The sequence below is a fragment of the Shimia haliotis genome, assembly GCF_900114415.1.
GTDB lineage: Bacteria > Pseudomonadota > Alphaproteobacteria > Rhodobacterales > Rhodobacteraceae > Shimia > Shimia haliotis.
This window is the reverse complement of record NZ_FOSZ01000009.1, coordinates 124,943-138,516: the sequence shown is the minus strand read 5'-3', so window position 1 is coordinate 138,516 and position 13,574 is coordinate 124,943. Positions and strand designations below refer to the sequence as shown.

At 58.3% G+C, this 13,574-nt stretch carries 14 protein-coding genes and 1 tRNA gene; 6 read left to right on the top strand and 9 right to left on the bottom strand.

Translation table 11 applies throughout. The features are described 5' to 3' along the window. Positions 1–102: 102 nt before the first annotated feature. Complete coding sequence (locus BM069_RS17620; RefSeq protein ID WP_170846783.1) at positions 103–990, bottom strand: AraC family transcriptional regulator; 888 nt, start codon at positions 988–990, stop codon at positions 103–105. Positions 991–1,158: 168 nt separating this feature from the next. Between BM069_RS17620 and BM069_RS17615 the strand changes: the two genes are divergently transcribed. Continuing rightward, on the top strand, positions 1,159–1,890 hold the full coding sequence (locus BM069_RS17615) for an SDR family oxidoreductase (protein WP_093325649.1): 732 nt from the start codon (positions 1,159–1,161) through the stop codon (positions 1,888–1,890). 164 nt (positions 1,891–2,054) lie between these two features. Next, positions 2,055–3,362 carry a tetratricopeptide repeat protein gene (locus BM069_RS17610; protein ID WP_093325648.1) on the top strand — a complete coding sequence of 436 codons (1,308 nt, stop codon included), beginning with the start codon at positions 2,055–2,057 and terminating at the stop codon, positions 3,360–3,362. Here BM069_RS17610 and BM069_RS17605 read toward each other — a convergent pair. Next, positions 3,341–4,081, bottom strand: coding sequence for a lysophospholipid acyltransferase family protein (locus tag BM069_RS17605; protein WP_244503658.1), 741 nt, complete (start codon positions 4,079–4,081; stop codon positions 3,341–3,343). The genes BM069_RS17610 and BM069_RS17605 overlap by 22 nt on opposite strands. A 128-nt stretch (positions 4,082–4,209) precedes the next feature. On the opposite strand from BM069_RS17605, the gene BM069_RS17600 reads away from it, so the two are divergent. Next, positions 4,210–4,285, top strand: a tRNA-Trp gene (locus BM069_RS17600). A gap of 85 nt (positions 4,286–4,370) precedes the next feature. On the opposite strand, the gene zapE is transcribed toward BM069_RS17600, so the two are convergent. After that, complete coding sequence (gene zapE, locus BM069_RS17595; RefSeq protein ID WP_093325645.1) at positions 4,371–5,435, bottom strand: cell division protein ZapE; 1,065 nt, start codon at positions 5,433–5,435, stop codon at positions 4,371–4,373. A 144-nt stretch (positions 5,436–5,579) separates the two neighbouring features. Here zapE and BM069_RS17590 point away from each other — a divergent pair, with 144 nt between their 5' ends. Next, positions 5,580–6,812 carry an MFS transporter gene (locus tag BM069_RS17590; RefSeq protein WP_093325643.1) on the top strand — a complete coding sequence of 411 codons (1,233 nt, stop codon included), beginning with the start codon at positions 5,580–5,582 and terminating at the stop codon, positions 6,810–6,812. A 132-nt stretch (positions 6,813–6,944) separates the two neighbouring features. Here the strand turns inward: BM069_RS17590 and BM069_RS17585 are convergent, their stop codons facing one another. The 6 genes from BM069_RS17585 to BM069_RS17560 form a co-directional block, all read right to left on the bottom strand. Continuing rightward, complete coding sequence (locus tag BM069_RS17585; RefSeq protein WP_093325642.1) at positions 6,945–7,856, bottom strand: ornithine cyclodeaminase family protein; 912 nt, start codon at positions 7,854–7,856, stop codon at positions 6,945–6,947. Beyond that, on the bottom strand, positions 7,853–8,476 hold the full coding sequence (locus BM069_RS17580; RefSeq protein WP_093325641.1) for an HAD family hydrolase: 624 nt from the start codon (positions 8,474–8,476) through the stop codon (positions 7,853–7,855). The genes BM069_RS17585 and BM069_RS17580 overlap by 4 nt, the downstream gene beginning before the upstream one ends. Positions 8,477–8,585: 109 nt before the next feature. Next, positions 8,586–9,539: a DMT family transporter gene (locus BM069_RS17575; RefSeq protein ID WP_093325639.1), complete on the bottom strand. Its 954-nt coding sequence runs from the start codon at positions 9,537–9,539 to the stop codon at positions 8,586–8,588. A gap of 87 nt (positions 9,540–9,626) precedes the next feature. After that, positions 9,627–10,076: a YaiI/YqxD family protein gene (locus BM069_RS17570; RefSeq protein WP_093325638.1), complete on the bottom strand. Its 450-nt coding sequence runs from the start codon at positions 10,074–10,076 to the stop codon at positions 9,627–9,629. Between the two features lie 4 nt (positions 10,077–10,080). Beyond that, positions 10,081–10,914 carry an S-formylglutathione hydrolase gene (gene fghA / locus BM069_RS17565; protein ID WP_093325637.1) on the bottom strand — a complete coding sequence of 278 codons (834 nt, stop codon included), beginning with the start codon at positions 10,912–10,914 and terminating at the stop codon, positions 10,081–10,083. A 38-nt stretch (positions 10,915–10,952) separates the two neighbouring features. Beyond that, positions 10,953–11,882, bottom strand: coding sequence for an AEC family transporter (locus BM069_RS17560; RefSeq protein ID WP_093325635.1), 930 nt, complete (start codon positions 11,880–11,882; stop codon positions 10,953–10,955). A gap of 183 nt (positions 11,883–12,065) precedes the next feature. Between BM069_RS17560 and BM069_RS17555 the strand changes: the two genes are divergently transcribed. Then, on the top strand, positions 12,066–12,692 hold the full coding sequence (locus BM069_RS17555) for a TetR/AcrR family transcriptional regulator (protein WP_093325634.1): 627 nt from the start codon (positions 12,066–12,068) through the stop codon (positions 12,690–12,692). A 143-nt stretch (positions 12,693–12,835) separates the two neighbouring features. Continuing rightward, entirely contained in the window at positions 12,836–13,534 is a 699-nt protein-coding gene (locus tag BM069_RS17550) for a vWA domain-containing protein (protein WP_244503657.1), read from the top strand. Positions 13,535–13,574: the final 40 nt, after the last annotated feature.

Below are 13,574 nucleotides of genomic sequence, written 5' to 3'. Positions count from 1 at the left end.
GGCTTTCAAGCCAGCTTGAAAGCGCCCGAAAGCCAAGACGGTTGAAATACGAAAGAGCCGCCCCAAGGGGCGGCTCTTTTGCTTTGGGCGGAGAGATCAGGCTTAGATGTCGATTTCCTGATAGCCTGCCATCTGGGCCGCTTTGGGGCTGACGTTGAACAGTTTTTTGAACTCCCGACTAAAGTGGGCGGGGTTGTCATAACCGACCCTTCGGGCGGCTTCGCCAACGGGGAAACCATGGGACACAATTAGCCCCTTGGCGCGATGAAGCCGCGTGGTTTTGAGATATTGATGCGGTGATGATCCGGTGATGTCCTTGAACGCCCGATGAAAAACGGAGGTGCTCATGGCGGCGTCGCGTGCCAGATCCTCTACGGTCAGGTCTTCGGTATAGTTTTCGCGGATGCGGGCGATGCTGCGGCTGATTTTGTCGTGGTGACTGTCGGTCTGCGTCATGCTGCGCAGAGCGAGACCATGCGGCCCCTGAAGCGCATGAAAGGTGATTTCGCGCACCAAGCCTTTGCCAATTGCGAGGCTTGCGGGGCGTGACGTCAGGGTTTGCAGCAAGCGCGCGATGCTTTGGTGCATTTCCGTGCCGACGGGTGCCGGTTCGACCCCGATTTGCGTGAAGGATTTTGTCGGAGCGGTTTCCAGAGGCAGAACCCGCGCAAGGTCATTCACCTCGGTCAGGTCCAGATCAATAAACAGGCCCAAAAGCGGATCGGCTTCGGAGGCGGTGGTTGCGCAGTCAAACGGGATCGGCACGCTGAGCGCGAGATATTGGTCCCTGTCATAGTGAAAAACCCGATCTTCCAGATAGCCGACCTTGCTACCCTGTAAGATGATGACGAGCCCCGCTTTGTAGATCAGCGGTGCCCGCGCGACCGGTTGTGTTGACCAGAAAAACCGAACCGCCGGGTTGAAGGTTTCAACAAATCCAGCTCCGGAGCCAAAGCCGTAGGTGGTTTTCACGCTGTCGATTACGTCCATTTGGAACCTGCGTCGGTGGGAGGATTTATCACATTTTGATTTTGTCGTTCCTGCTAGATGTAGGATTGGCGCAGAAATGCGCAAGTTTTCCGTAGCTTTCGACATTCCCGTCGTCGGGGGTGTTCCACATATAGAAGCCAAGACTTTGGTATATGGAAGGACATCCACATGACGAACGCAATCAAGCCGCTAGTTGTTGTCACCGGCGCAAGTTCAGGTATCGGTGCAGCCATCGCGCGGCGTTTTTCGGAGGCGGGCCATGCGCTGTTGTTGGTGGCACGACGTCTTGAAAACATTGAGGCGCTAAACCTGCCTAACGCGATGTGTCGCGAAGTTGACGTGACCGATAGTGCTGCATTCGCGGCTGCCATCAAAGAGGCGGAAGCCCGTTTTGGGCCTGTTGACTGTTTGGTGAACAATGCCGGTGTGATGCTGTTGGGGCAAATAGACACACAGGATCCGATGGAATGGAAGCGGATGTTTGACGTCAACGTTATGGCGTTGTTGACAGGAATGCAGATTGTGCTGGGCGACATGAAGGCGCGTGAGACCGGAACAATCATCAATATCTCGTCTGTAGCGGGGAAGAAATCATTTCCCAACCACGCCGCCTATGTGGGCACCAAGTTCGCGGTGTCGTCGATCAGCGAAAACCTTCGGGAAGAGGTGGCGGACAGCGGTGTGCGGGTCATGACCATTTGCCCGGGTGCGGTTGAAACCGAGTTGCTGAGCCACACAACAGACAAGGACATCGTTGCGGGTTATGACGCGTGGAAAGAGTCGATGGGGGGTGTTCTGGTTGCAGACGACATCGCCCGCACTGCGGCCTTTATGTATGGCCAGCCGCAAGGGGTGAACATTCGCGACGTGGTGATTGCTGCAACACGCCAACAGGCTTGAGCCAAGGCAGTGGAGCCGCGCCCGAAACGGCGCGGTTTTCCATCTTTGGGCGGACCAAAGGTCCTGCGCCTGAAACATCGGAGATGATCGAAACCCTGACTTTTCATCTGAGGCTATTTGAGTAGGGTGTTTGCAGTTCGCGATCCCAAAAGCTGATAGTACATATGAATTTTTCCGAAATTACCTTGATTGCCGTACTTTCAATCGCGCATCCGCTTCAGGCCAAACCTCTTTTGACAAGCAGCGAGGAGACCTATGAGAGCGTTTGTATCGACTACTCTGACACAGCAGAACGGTTGATCGACATTTGCTCGAGGGCGTTGGAGAGCAACGGTGCGACGCTTGCAGATCGGCTCGAAATGATGGATTCGCTGGCTTGGGCCCACGAAGGGGTCGGGGACGATGCCAAAGCGCAGGCTGTGTTTGAAGACATTTATGCGCTGGATCCATCGGCGGCTCAGGGGTTGGCCGGGCTGGCTTGGATGGCCTATGGCCGCGAAGGATATGAGGTCGCGGCGGATTGGTTCAAGAAAGCCCTTGCTGTCGCGCCGGAAGAGGACACCCTCGCCGGACTTGGAGCCAGCTTGTACGAACTTGGGGAGATCTCTCTGGACGAGACGATCGGCTATCTGGATGCCGCTTTGGCAATTGATCCTGAATATGCATGGGCGATCCGTCAAAAAGGGTGGGTGCTGGAAGAAGAAGGACGCTATGATGACGCTTTGTCTGCGTTTGAAGAGGCGTTGACGCTCAATCCTGACGATTTCAACGCACTTTATGGCATTGGCTATGTGCATACCGAAGACGAGGGGTGGGATGCCGCGTTGCACGCGCTCAATCGTGCCTTGCAGGTTGATCCGGACCATCCTTGGGCCCTGTCCCGCCGGTCACTTGCTTTGTTGTATTTGGACCGTCCTGCGCAATCTCTGAAAGACGGGAAACGTGTGATTGCACTAATGCCCGAAAGCAGCGAAGGCTATGTTCGTGTCGCGCGCGCGGAGGCTGAGATGGGACGTGGCGCAGACGCCTTGTCGACTTTGGAAGAGGCCGTGGGAGTTGTCGGGTACGATCCCTATTTGATTTATTGGCAGGCGCGTTTCCTGTGGAATGCGGACAGGGCATCTGAGGCGCTGGATTTGTTGGCGAAGGTGTTTGAGAACCAGGATCAGGACTATTTCGATCACAGTCTGCTCTTGCGTATTCTGCTGGAGCAGGAACAATTCGAGCAGGCGCGACCCGCAGTTGATGCGGCTTTGGCCGAATATCCCGATGCTGCGTTCCTGATGTTTTATGAATCTCTTGTTCTGGTGGGGGAAGGCGACTACGTGGCGGCCGAAACGCGGTTTGATGAGGCCATGGCCGCGGATTTGCCTAGATCGCAACTAAAGAGGTTTCTGAAGTCTTTGGTGGGCGCGGCGCAATATGTGCAGGCGGTGCAAATGCGTGTCCGTTATTCGGCCATGGACGAATGATCTGCCTGTAAGCGATAGTTTTCGCTCGGTTTTCCGAGTTCGGCATCCGCAGTGTCGGTGATGTGATCAAGCGCATCCTGAACGCTTAGGCGCAGGGTCTCCACTTGTTCGTCGCTGGGTTTGCGGGGGACGTCGTCGGTCCATTCCTGACAGGTGATGGTGCCGCGCGTGAATGGCAGCGGCAACATCTGCTTGTCCCAAGTTGGCAGGCGCAACACCCGCTTTTGGGCGAAGGCCACGGTAAAGACCCGCGCGCCGGAGGAGCGGGCCCAAACAATTGGAACTGTAGAGCTGACACGGGCCGGGCCGCGGGGGCCGTCGGCTGCGATGCCGATGGAGCAACCCTCTTTGATGCGTTTGAGGACTTCTCGTGACAGGGTCACGTGGCGTTTGTGGCTCGACATCGGGATGGTTTCCCACCCCAGTCTGACAAGAATCTGACCGGCCAGCCGCCCTGCGCGGGCAGCGGAGGTCAGCGCGCAGATTCGGGCGCCTTCGGGCGCGTTGAACATATATGGCGCCATGATAAGGCGCTGATGCCACACCACAAAAATCACCGGCTCGCCGCGAGCGACGCAAGCATCCATGTCTTCGCATCCGGTGCGGGTCCAGCGGGATGTGCGATAGGCGAAGCGGACGTAGCCTGCCAGAAGCCCTTCTACGGCTTGGTTGACGCGTTCGCTGTCGGCGATTTTCTTACGGAAAGATTTCAGGCTCACAGGGGCGATCTCTTGTTCGGTTCGGCCCTGTCTTATCGCGCAGACCTGCCTATGGCCAGAGCGGTGCGAAAATGCTCGATTTCCCTCTTGCCTCTCCCGCATCGGTGGCTTAGGACAATCCGCACGTTAGGGGTATAGCTCAGTTGGTAGAGCGACGGTCTCCAAAACCGTAGGTCCCGGGTTCGAGCCCTGGTGCCCCTGCCATTTTCCTTACAATAGATGGTCACGCCGAGTTGGCGCCCTTGCCTGTCAGCAAGAGGGTGTTTGAGTTGCGTTTTGAGTTATTGCCTTAGGCGTCTTTGCCCCAGCCAGCATCTTGCATTTCACGCAAGCGCGAGGCCGTGCGTTCAAATTCGAAGGTGCCTTCGCCCTCTAGATAGAGCATTTCCGGTTGGGCCGCGGCTGAGCAGATCAGCCGGACTTTGGCTTCGTAAAGAGCGTCGATCAGGGTGACGAAGCGTTTGGCTTCGTTGAAGTTATTGCGACTCAGTGTCGGGACGTCTTCGAGCACCAGAACCTTGAGGGCTTCGGAGATTGCGAGATAATCTCCGGGGCCAAGCATTTTGCCGCACAGATCATAAAACGTCGCGCGTCCAACGCCGTTGCGGAACCGTGGGATTTCGACCTGACGGCCCTTGACCGTGAGCATCAGTGGGTCCGCCGCGCCGCCGGTGAGGTCGGTCCAGATTGCATTGATCTGGTCGCGGGCCTCGGTGCCGGCCTGCACGAAATAGACCGGTGAGCCGGCAAGGCGGTTCTGGCGGTAGTCGGTTGGGCTGACCAGTTCCCAGACGCGCATCTTTTCTTTGATAAGACCAATAAAGGGAAGAAAAAGTTGACGGTTGAGACCATGTTTATAGAGGTCGTCGGGCACACGGTTTGAGGTGGTGACAACCACTGTGCCGGCGGCAAAAAGCTGTTCAAACAGACGGCCAACGATCATGGCGTCGGTGATGTCGGTGATTTGCATTTCATCAAAAGCAAGCACACGGACCGAGTCCGATACCGCCTTGGCGACAGGCGCAATCGCATCCTCGACGCCCTGTTGCCGTGCCTTGTGCATGGCCTCGTGGATTTCCTGCATGAAGGCGTGGAAATGCACGCGGCGCACGGGCACATCGAGGCTGTCGACGAACAAATCCATCAGCATGGATTTTCCGCGCCCGACACCGCCCCAGAGATAGAGCCCCTGAACAGGGTCTGGTGTGGCTTTGCGGAACCAGCTTTTCTTCACCGGCTTTTCCAGCTCGGCACGGATACGCTCGAACTGCGGCAACACCGCTTCCTGAGCGTCGTCGTGGTGCAAGTCGCCGTCGGCTATACGGGCGGAATAAATTTCGGGCAGGGTCGTCATAAAACCCAAGTAGAGCAAGAAAGCGGCAAGGGAAAGGGACCACAGGTTTCGCTTAAGACTGTGTGATGTGTGGGTTAACAAATGCTGAATTGACCGGTGGCGCACAGCGCGGCAGGGTGCGCGGACGCGAAGAGGAGACATGTCATGCAGCCCAAAACACCGTTGTTCACTCCGGTTCTGATTGTGGGCTGTGTCATTATTATGGTCGGGTTCTCGATCCGCGCCAGTTTCGGGGTGTTCCAGATCCCGATCGCCGAAGAATTCGGATGGCTGCGCGCGGAGTTTTCGCTGGCAATCGCGATTCAGAACCTCGCGTGGGGCATTGGTCAGCCGATTTTCGGGGCGATTGCGGAAAAGATCGGGGATCGCAAGGCGATTGTTCTTGGCGCGTTGACCTATGCGGCGGGATTGGTGTTGTCGAGTTTTGCGGTGACGCCAGAGCAGCACCAGATGCTTGAAATCCTTGTGGGATTTGGCATCGCAGGCACGGGCTTTGGTGTGATCCTTGCGGTTGTGGGGCGGGCCAGCTCGGATGAAAACCGGTCGATGTCACTGGCGATTGCCACGGCGGCCGGATCGGCGGGACAAGTCTTTGGCGCACCAACCGCCGAGTGGCTTTTGACGTTTATGACATGGCAGCAAACCTTTGTTCTGTTTGCGGTGGCGATCCTGTCGACCCTGTTGTTGTTGCCGATGATGCGGGCCCCCGTAGCCAGCAAGGTGGAGTTGCAGGAGAGCATGGGGGCGATCCTGATGAAGGCCTTTCGCGACCCGTCTTACACTTTGATTTTCCTGGGATTTTTCAGCTGTGGTTATCAACTGGCCTTTGTGACCGCGCATTTTCCGGCGATGATCACCGAAATGTGCGGGCCGATCATGCCGGGCGGGATGCTGGACGGGCTGGGGATCAGTTCGACGTCTGCCTTGGGTGCGGTGGCGATTTCTCTGATTGGTCTATCAAATATCGGGGGCACGTTGCTGGCCGGTTGGGCTGGCAAGCATTTCAGCAAAAAGTATTTGTTGGCAGGTATTTACACGGGGCGCACCATTGCCGCGGCGGTGTTCATCATGATGCCGATCACGCCGATGAGCGTGGTGGTGTTCTCGATTGTCATGGGCTCTTTGTGGCTGGCAACAGTGCCGCTGACCTCTGGTCTTGTCGCGCATTTGTACGGGCTGCGATACATGGGCACGCTTTATGGCATCGTGTTCTTTTCCCACCAACTTGGCAGCTTTCTGGGCGTGTGGCTTGGGGGGCGGATGTATGACGCTTATGGCGACTATACGATGGTCTGGTGGATCGGTGTCGGCGTCGGGGCGTTCAGTGCGATTGTGCATTTGCCGATCAAAGAGCCCCGTCAGGCCGCGACAGCCTGAGGGGAAATTAACAGCCGGATTGGCAGGCGATGTGACGTTGGTAAAACGTCGGTATCGCGTCGGTATTGCGGCGGTGTGACTTTATCGCCGGCGTCTTTCTTAACGCGCGGTGTTGCGCAACAGTGCGCGGCCCTACGGGGCTTGAAACTGATCGAGAATGTAGCGGCTGGTCATCAGGTCGAGATGCGCGCCCCCGCCGTTTTTGAACAGGGTGATCTCGTCGTTTGTGGTGCGCTTGAAGGCGTTCAGATCGTAGTAGTCCGCGATGATGTCCTCGCGTTTGATGGCGCCGGAGGCGAGCGGGATTTTCAGCTCTCCAATGTGGTCAATCGTGGTGTCGAAGCTGTCGACAAAGACCCGTGCCCGTTGCAGGGCCACGTCGTCAATTTCGCGCATGTCGGGACGGTAGGCACCAATCAGATCGACGTGTTGACCCGGTTGCAGCCAGTCGCCGCGCAGAGTTGGTTCCGTCGACATGGTGGCAGAGGTTACGATGTCGGCCTCGCCCACAGCGGTTTCGAGATCTGTGGCCACGGCCATGTTGTCAAACTCGGCGGCCATTTTTTCGGCATTGGCCTGTGTGCGGTTCCAGATGGTAAATTTGGCATCAGGAAAGACAGCGGAATAGGCGGCGTGAAGGTTGCGCCCGACGGTGCCAGCACCGACGATCAAGATGTTGGAGCTGTCTGGTCGGGCGAGGCGGCGGGCTGCCAGAAGGCTGTCGCCAGCGGTTTTCCATTTGGTCACAAGGTGGAAGTCCAAGAGCGCGGCGAGGATACCGTGGGCATCGTCAAAGAGCGTAACCGCGCCGTGGATCATCGGCACATCCTGCGCCGGATTTTCGGGAAAGACGGTGGCGGATTTCACAGCAATTCCCAGACCGTCGATCCATGCCTGACGTTGCAGGAGCGTGTCTTTGCCGCGGTAAAGGAATGCGTCGGCAATTTCGGCCTTGGGCAGTTGGTGGCCCGCAGCGAGGGCGTCGGTCAGGCCGATCCAGTCGAGGTTTTTTTCGCCTTCGGCAAAGTTGATGATGGTGCTCATTTGGCGTCTTCCTTGGTCAGCAGGCCTTCGGCAACAAGGCGGTCGGCCCAGCCTTGTGGGGTCTCAAAGAGGTGGGTTTTCCAGCCGCGGGCGGAGGCAGCGGCGATGTTTTCGGGGCGGTCATCGGCAAAAAGCAGGGTTCCGGGCGCAAGGCCGCAATCTGCTTCTACATGGGCATAGATGGCGGGATCGGGTTTGATCATCTTGAGGCGGCCGGAGACATATTCGCGGTCAAAGAGCGTCAGGAAGGGATAGACGGTCTGGCTGAGCGGGAAGTTGTCGTGTCCGAAGTTGGTGAGAGTGAAAAGCGTTGTGCCTTTGGCCTTGAGAGCATGCAAGAGGCGCACGCTGTGGGGAATGACGGGGGAGGCCAGATCGTTCCAGTTGTCGTTCCACATGCGCAATTCGCGCTCGTATTCCGGATAGCGCGGGATCAGGGTTTCGATCATCCCAGGCAGGGAGGCGCCGGCGTCGATTTCGGCGTGGTGGCTGTGGATGTCGGTGTCGGCAAAGAAGGCGCGGCGGCGGGCTTCTCCGACAGTGCGGTCATAGAAGTTTTCCGGTTGCCATTCGATCAGCACGTTGCCGATGTCAAAGATAACGGCTTGGATATCGGTCATTGTGGTGGCCCTATGAGCTGTCTTTTGGTGCAGACCTTAGACTGCGCTTTCGGTATGGGAAAGCAATTTGGAAATCGCTGAGACCAAGGCGTTTGCAAACGCCTTGGTCTCAGCGACGGGTGCGAGGGCGGTCGGGGCCGGTGTCTGCGGGGGTTCCGGCCTCACGCCAGAAAACAAACAGGCCGGAGCCGATGATCAACACCATGCCGACCCAAGTGGTTGTTGACGGCCATTCACCAAAGATCACCACGCCAAAGGCAACGCCCATGGGCATGGCGGCATACTCCAGCGGGGCAATCAGGCTGGCTTCGGAAATGCGGTAGGCTTGGGAGATGAAAAAGCCGCCCATGGCAGAGGCCACCCCCAGAAGCACGAGAATCCAGTAGTCACTTGCGGCAGGCCAATGCCATGCGCGCAGCAGGAAGTCGAAAATCTCGGGGCCGGTGCCCTCATAGGTGCCATGACCGAGGGTGAGACCCACAATGGATGACACCACCACAAAGACGATCTGGATGTAGACGGACATGGTTGCCGCGCTTTCGGTGGCGCCGATTTTGCGGGTGAGAACGTGCAGCATGGCATAGGCAAAGGCGGCGGCGAAGGGGAAGAGCAGGGCTACGTTAAAGCCATCGGCCCCTGGACGGATCATGATCAGAACGCCCACAAGGCCGACGCTGACCGCGGCCAGACGGCGTGGGCCGATGTGTTCGCCGAGGAGAAGGGCTGAGAAGGCGGTGATCAGGAGCGGGGAAACGAAGAAGATTGCCATCGCGTCAGCCAGCGGAAGCACTGCGAGGCCCAAAAAGAACGTGGTATTGGCAGCGACCACGCAGAGGCCGCGCAGAAGGTGCATGCCAAGCCGATTGGTGCGCAGAACCGAGAGGCCGCCCTGAAACGGTACGATGACCACCAGCAGTATTGAGAGGCCAATCAGGGAGCGGAAGAGTACGATCAGGTGCAGGGCATAGTCGCCCGACAGAAATTTGATCGCGGCGTCATTGAGCGAGAAGAAAAACACGGCAATGAGCGCGGAGAGGGGCCCTAAGGGGATGCGGCTGAACATCTGTTCACTTGGGCGGTGATTTGCGGCAAGTGTCTAGAGCGAAAGCGACATGGATCAGAATTTGTTTCGAAATGATTGAGTGTGCCCTCAGCCCCGCGCCGCGGCTCTGAGTTCACGCTCCAACGCATCCAGAAACCGGCTGCGGTCGGCCTTGGTGAAGCCTTTGCCGCCGCCTTGGCGGAAGGGGTCGGCGGCCCTTAGGTCGGCCATCAGATCGCGGGTCGCCAGTACGTTGCCAATGTTGGCTGCGGTCAGGGCCTCGCCGTTGTGTTTGAGAACCCGTGCGCCAGCCTCGACGCATTTGGCGGCCAACGGGATGTCGCCGGTGATGACGACGTCGCCTTTGGCGGCGCGATCGGCGATCCACATATCGGCCACGTCGGGGCCTTCGGGTACGATGACGTTTTCCACCAACGGGTTTTGCGACGGGCGCAGGCCGCCGTTGGATACCACGAATATATGAACCTTGTGGCGGGTGCCGACGCGCTCGACCTCGGCTTTTACCGGACAGGCATCGGCGTCGACATAGATGGCCATTGGATCAATCCGCGTAGAGAGCTTCGGCGTGGAAGGCGATGTGTTCTTCCATGAAGGTCGAGACGAAGAAGTAGCTGTGGTCATAGCCCTTTTGCAGGCGCAGGATGCCTTCTTGGCGGCGCTCGGCCACGGCGGCGGCGAGGGCTTCTGGTTTCAGCAGGTCGATGAACTGGTCATTGGTGCCGGTGTCTACCAGCAGAGGGCCGTCAAAGCCTTTGTCGCGCATCATCACGGTGGCGTCATGCGCGGCCCATGTTGCTTCGTCATCGCCCAGATAGGCCGACAGCTGTTTGCGCCCCCAGTCCGACGCGGTCGGGTTTGTGATCGGGGCAAAAGCCGACACGGATTTGTAGCGGCCCGGCAGGCCCATGGCCAAGGTCAGCGCCCCGTGCCCACCCATGGAATGGCCCATGATCGATTGGCGGGACATGTCCAGCGCGAACTCTTCCTGCAGCATCGAGGGCAGGTCTTCGGCGATGTAGTCCCACATACGGAAATGCGGAGCCCATGGTTTTTGCGTGGCGTTCACATAGAAACCGGCGCCTTTGCCAAGGTCGTAGGCGTCATCATCGGCCACGTCATCGCCACGGGGCGAGGTGTCAGGGAAAACAAGCGCGATGCCTTGTTCGGCGGCCCATTGCTGTGCGCCGGCTTTGACCATCGCGTTTTCATGGGTGCAGGTCAGGCCGGAAAGATACCAAAGCACGGGAACGGGTGTGTGTTGCGCTTCTTCGGGCAGAAACAGACCAAAGGTCATCTCGCAATGAGTCGAATGTGAGCGATGGCTATAGACGCCTTGCGTGCCGCCAAAGGCGCGGTTTTCCGAGATGATTTCCATGGTGTTCTCCTTGATCGGAATGGATCACGGCCACGATGTCAGAGTTGCATGACCCATGCAATCACAGCCGAGACAGTTCCGATGCTGAAAGCGGTGGAAACGAGGATTGCGGCGGATGCGCGGTGTGGCGCGACGCCGTAGTGTTGGGCCAGCATGTAGACATTGCCAGCCACCGGCAGCGATGCGGCGGCGATCACCACTGCGGCAGAATAGGGGTCGATCGGAAAGAGCCAGAGAACGGCGATGGCGACTGCGAGCGGGTGCAGGACGAGTTTGCAAAAGCTAAGCCATGCCGCGACGCTGATACGCTCTGCGGATTTGGTGGCAAGTGAGGCGCCGATGGCAAACAAAGCGCCCGGTGTGGCGGCACCGCCAAGAATGGCGAGGAACTCGTTCATCGGATCGGGGATCGGGATTTCCAGCGCGGACCAGATAAAACCTAGTGAGATCGCAACGATCATCGGATTGCGGATCAGGCCGCCGGCCACGGTTCGCAGGATGCTGAGCGACATGCGCCCGTCGCGACTTCCGGTGATCAGGATCACGATTAGGCTTGAGAAAACGATCAGATCAACGGCCAAAAGCTGCATCACCGGTCCGATGGCGGCGGGGCCCATCAGAAGAGTCAGCATCGGCACGCCCAGAAATCCGGTGTTGCCGATGACCGCGCATTGCGCCTCGACGGCGGCGGTGGCGACGTCCTGTTTGCGCAGAAATGCGACGATCGTGGCGAGGCCATAGACCACAGCACAGCCCCAGAGATAGCCCCCCATCAGGCGCCAGTTGATGACTTCGGCGAGGCTGAGGTTCGCGGCAAATCGGAAGAGCATGGCGGAGAGGGCAAAAAAGAACACGAACTTGGTCAGATAGGCTGTGGCCTCTGCCGAAAAAAATCGCGTACGTCCGGCCCAATAGCCCAGCGCGATGATGGCAAAAAACGGCAATGTCTTCAGAAAGATCGGCAACATGGTCTCTGCGTAGCACGCCCGACAGCGGGGGCAAACGCTACCTTGGCTTTTTGTTGGCAAAATGCCCGCAAAGAGAGGCGGATGCCGGAGCGGGTCGCCAGTTGAGGCATCGGCGCTTGCTGAAACTGAACTGGTCAGTTTATATTCGACAAACGTTTTGTTTGCCGAGGTTGCCCCAGGATTATGAACGAAAGCTCTCCGATCATTCGCAAAGGCCGCAAGTACGATCAGGTGCTGGAGAGCGCGCGGGAATTGTTCATGGCGCATGGGTTTGAAAGCATCGGCGTGGATGACATCGCCCGACGTGCGGGCGTGTCCAAAGCCACTCTCTACAGTTACTTTCCCGACAAGCGTATCCTGTTCATGGAGGTCGCGCGGGTTGAGTGTCAGCTACAGGCGGAAACGCTTGAGGCTGCTGTGGATGTGGAGCAATCCGTCCAAGAGGTTCTGGGCGTGGTTGGTCGTGGCCTGATGGAGATTGTTCTCAGCGAATTCGGCTGGAACATGTTTCGGGTCTGTGTCGCGGAAGGCGAGCGCTTTCCCGAGTTGGGGCGGCAGTTTTTTGAAACCGGACCGAAGATCCTGATTGATCGCATGTGCGAGTTTCTTGAGGTTGCCGAAGCACGGGGCGAGATTGTTGTTCCGGACCGTGCCTTGGCGGCGGATCAGTTTCCGGAATTGTGCAAGGCGGGGCTGTTTCTGCGGTTGGTGACCGGCGTGCAGACCGAGTTTTCCCAAGCGGAAATTGACCGTGTGGTGGACGGCGCTGTGGAGATGTTCATGGCGCGGTACGGTGTGAAGGACAGTTAGTCTTTTTTCGCACGGGTGGGGATGTCCCAATCCTTGACGCTTTGTTTTTGTCGTGACTGTGGGCGCTGCCCTTAAGCGCTACGCGGGGCACGATGTCTGTCTTGTGATTGGCCAAGAAACGGACAACGGGGCAGAGTTTCAATATGACGCGTATTTTGACAACCGGATGTTTCGTGGCGGCGCTCGTGGCAAGTGCGGATGCACCTGTGGCGCAGATCGGTGCCTGTGCAACAGATGCGATGCTGGTGTTTGATGGCTCGACTTCGATGGCGGAAATCAGCTTTGAAACCGGTCCCAACACCCGCATCAAGGAAGCGCGCGAGGCGATCCGCCGTGCGATGCCGGATATTGAGCCTTACAGGCGAGTGGGGTTGATGATTTACGGGCCGGGCCCGAAGGGGGCGTGCTCCAACCTTGATCTACGCTTTGGGCCAAAAGAGGCTTCGGCGGGGCCGGTGATCGCGGCGATCGACGGGTTGCAACCGGACGGGCTGACGCCGTTGACCGACGCAGTGCGGCAGGCGGCAGAGGTGATGGATTATCGCAACAGTCCGGGCGTGGTGGTGCTTGTGACCGATGGCAATGAGACCTGCGGCGGGCGCCCCTGCGAAATGGCGCGCGAGTTTCGGGCCACTGCGCGGGACTTGGTGGTGCATGTCATCGGGTTCAGGGCAGAGGTGGATTTCTTTGCCTGGAACAACCCGGAGCAGGACCCGTTGGGTGGCACCACCGTGGCAAGTTGTTTGGCAGAGCAGACCGGTGGATTGTTTGTCACCACGGAGACGGTGGACGAGTTGGTGGCAGCGCTACAGCGCACGTTGGGTTGTCCGGTGATCGGGTAAAGAAAAAGGTGCGCGGAGACCGCGCACCCTACGATTGGTT

Coding starts and splice junctions, on each gene's coding strand:
- BM069_RS17620 (WP_170846783.1), bottom strand. CDS start 990: ATGGACGTAATCGACAGCGTGAAAACCACCTACGGCTTTGGCTCCGGA.
- BM069_RS17615 (WP_093325649.1), top strand. CDS start 1,159: ATGACGAACGCAATCAAGCCGCTAGTTGTTGTCACCGGCGCAAGTTCA.
- BM069_RS17610 (WP_093325648.1), top strand. CDS start 2,055: ATGAATTTTTCCGAAATTACCTTGATTGCCGTACTTTCAATCGCGCAT.
- zapE (WP_093325645.1), bottom strand. CDS start 5,435: ATGACGACCCTGCCCGAAATTTATTCCGCCCGTATAGCCGACGGCGAC.
- BM069_RS17590 (WP_093325643.1), top strand. CDS start 5,580: ATGCAGCCCAAAACACCGTTGTTCACTCCGGTTCTGATTGTGGGCTGT.
- BM069_RS17585 (WP_093325642.1), bottom strand. CDS start 7,856: ATGAGCACCATCATCAACTTTGCCGAAGGCGAAAAAAACCTCGACTGG.
- BM069_RS17580 (WP_093325641.1), bottom strand. CDS start 8,476: ATGACCGATATCCAAGCCGTTATCTTTGACATCGGCAACGTGCTGATC.
- BM069_RS17575 (WP_093325639.1), bottom strand. CDS start 9,539: ATGTTCAGCCGCATCCCCTTAGGGCCCCTCTCCGCGCTCATTGCCGTG.
- BM069_RS17570 (WP_093325638.1), bottom strand. CDS start 10,076: ATGGCCATCTATGTCGACGCCGATGCCTGTCCGGTAAAAGCCGAGGTC.
- fghA (WP_093325637.1), bottom strand. CDS start 10,914: ATGGAAATCATCTCGGAAAACCGCGCCTTTGGCGGCACGCAAGGCGTC.
- BM069_RS17560 (WP_093325635.1), bottom strand. CDS start 11,882: ATGTTGCCGATCTTTCTGAAGACATTGCCGTTTTTTGCCATCATCGCG.
- BM069_RS17555 (WP_093325634.1), top strand. CDS start 12,066: ATGAACGAAAGCTCTCCGATCATTCGCAAAGGCCGCAAGTACGATCAG.
- BM069_RS17550 (WP_244503657.1), top strand. CDS start 12,836: ATGACGCGTATTTTGACAACCGGATGTTTCGTGGCGGCGCTCGTGGCA.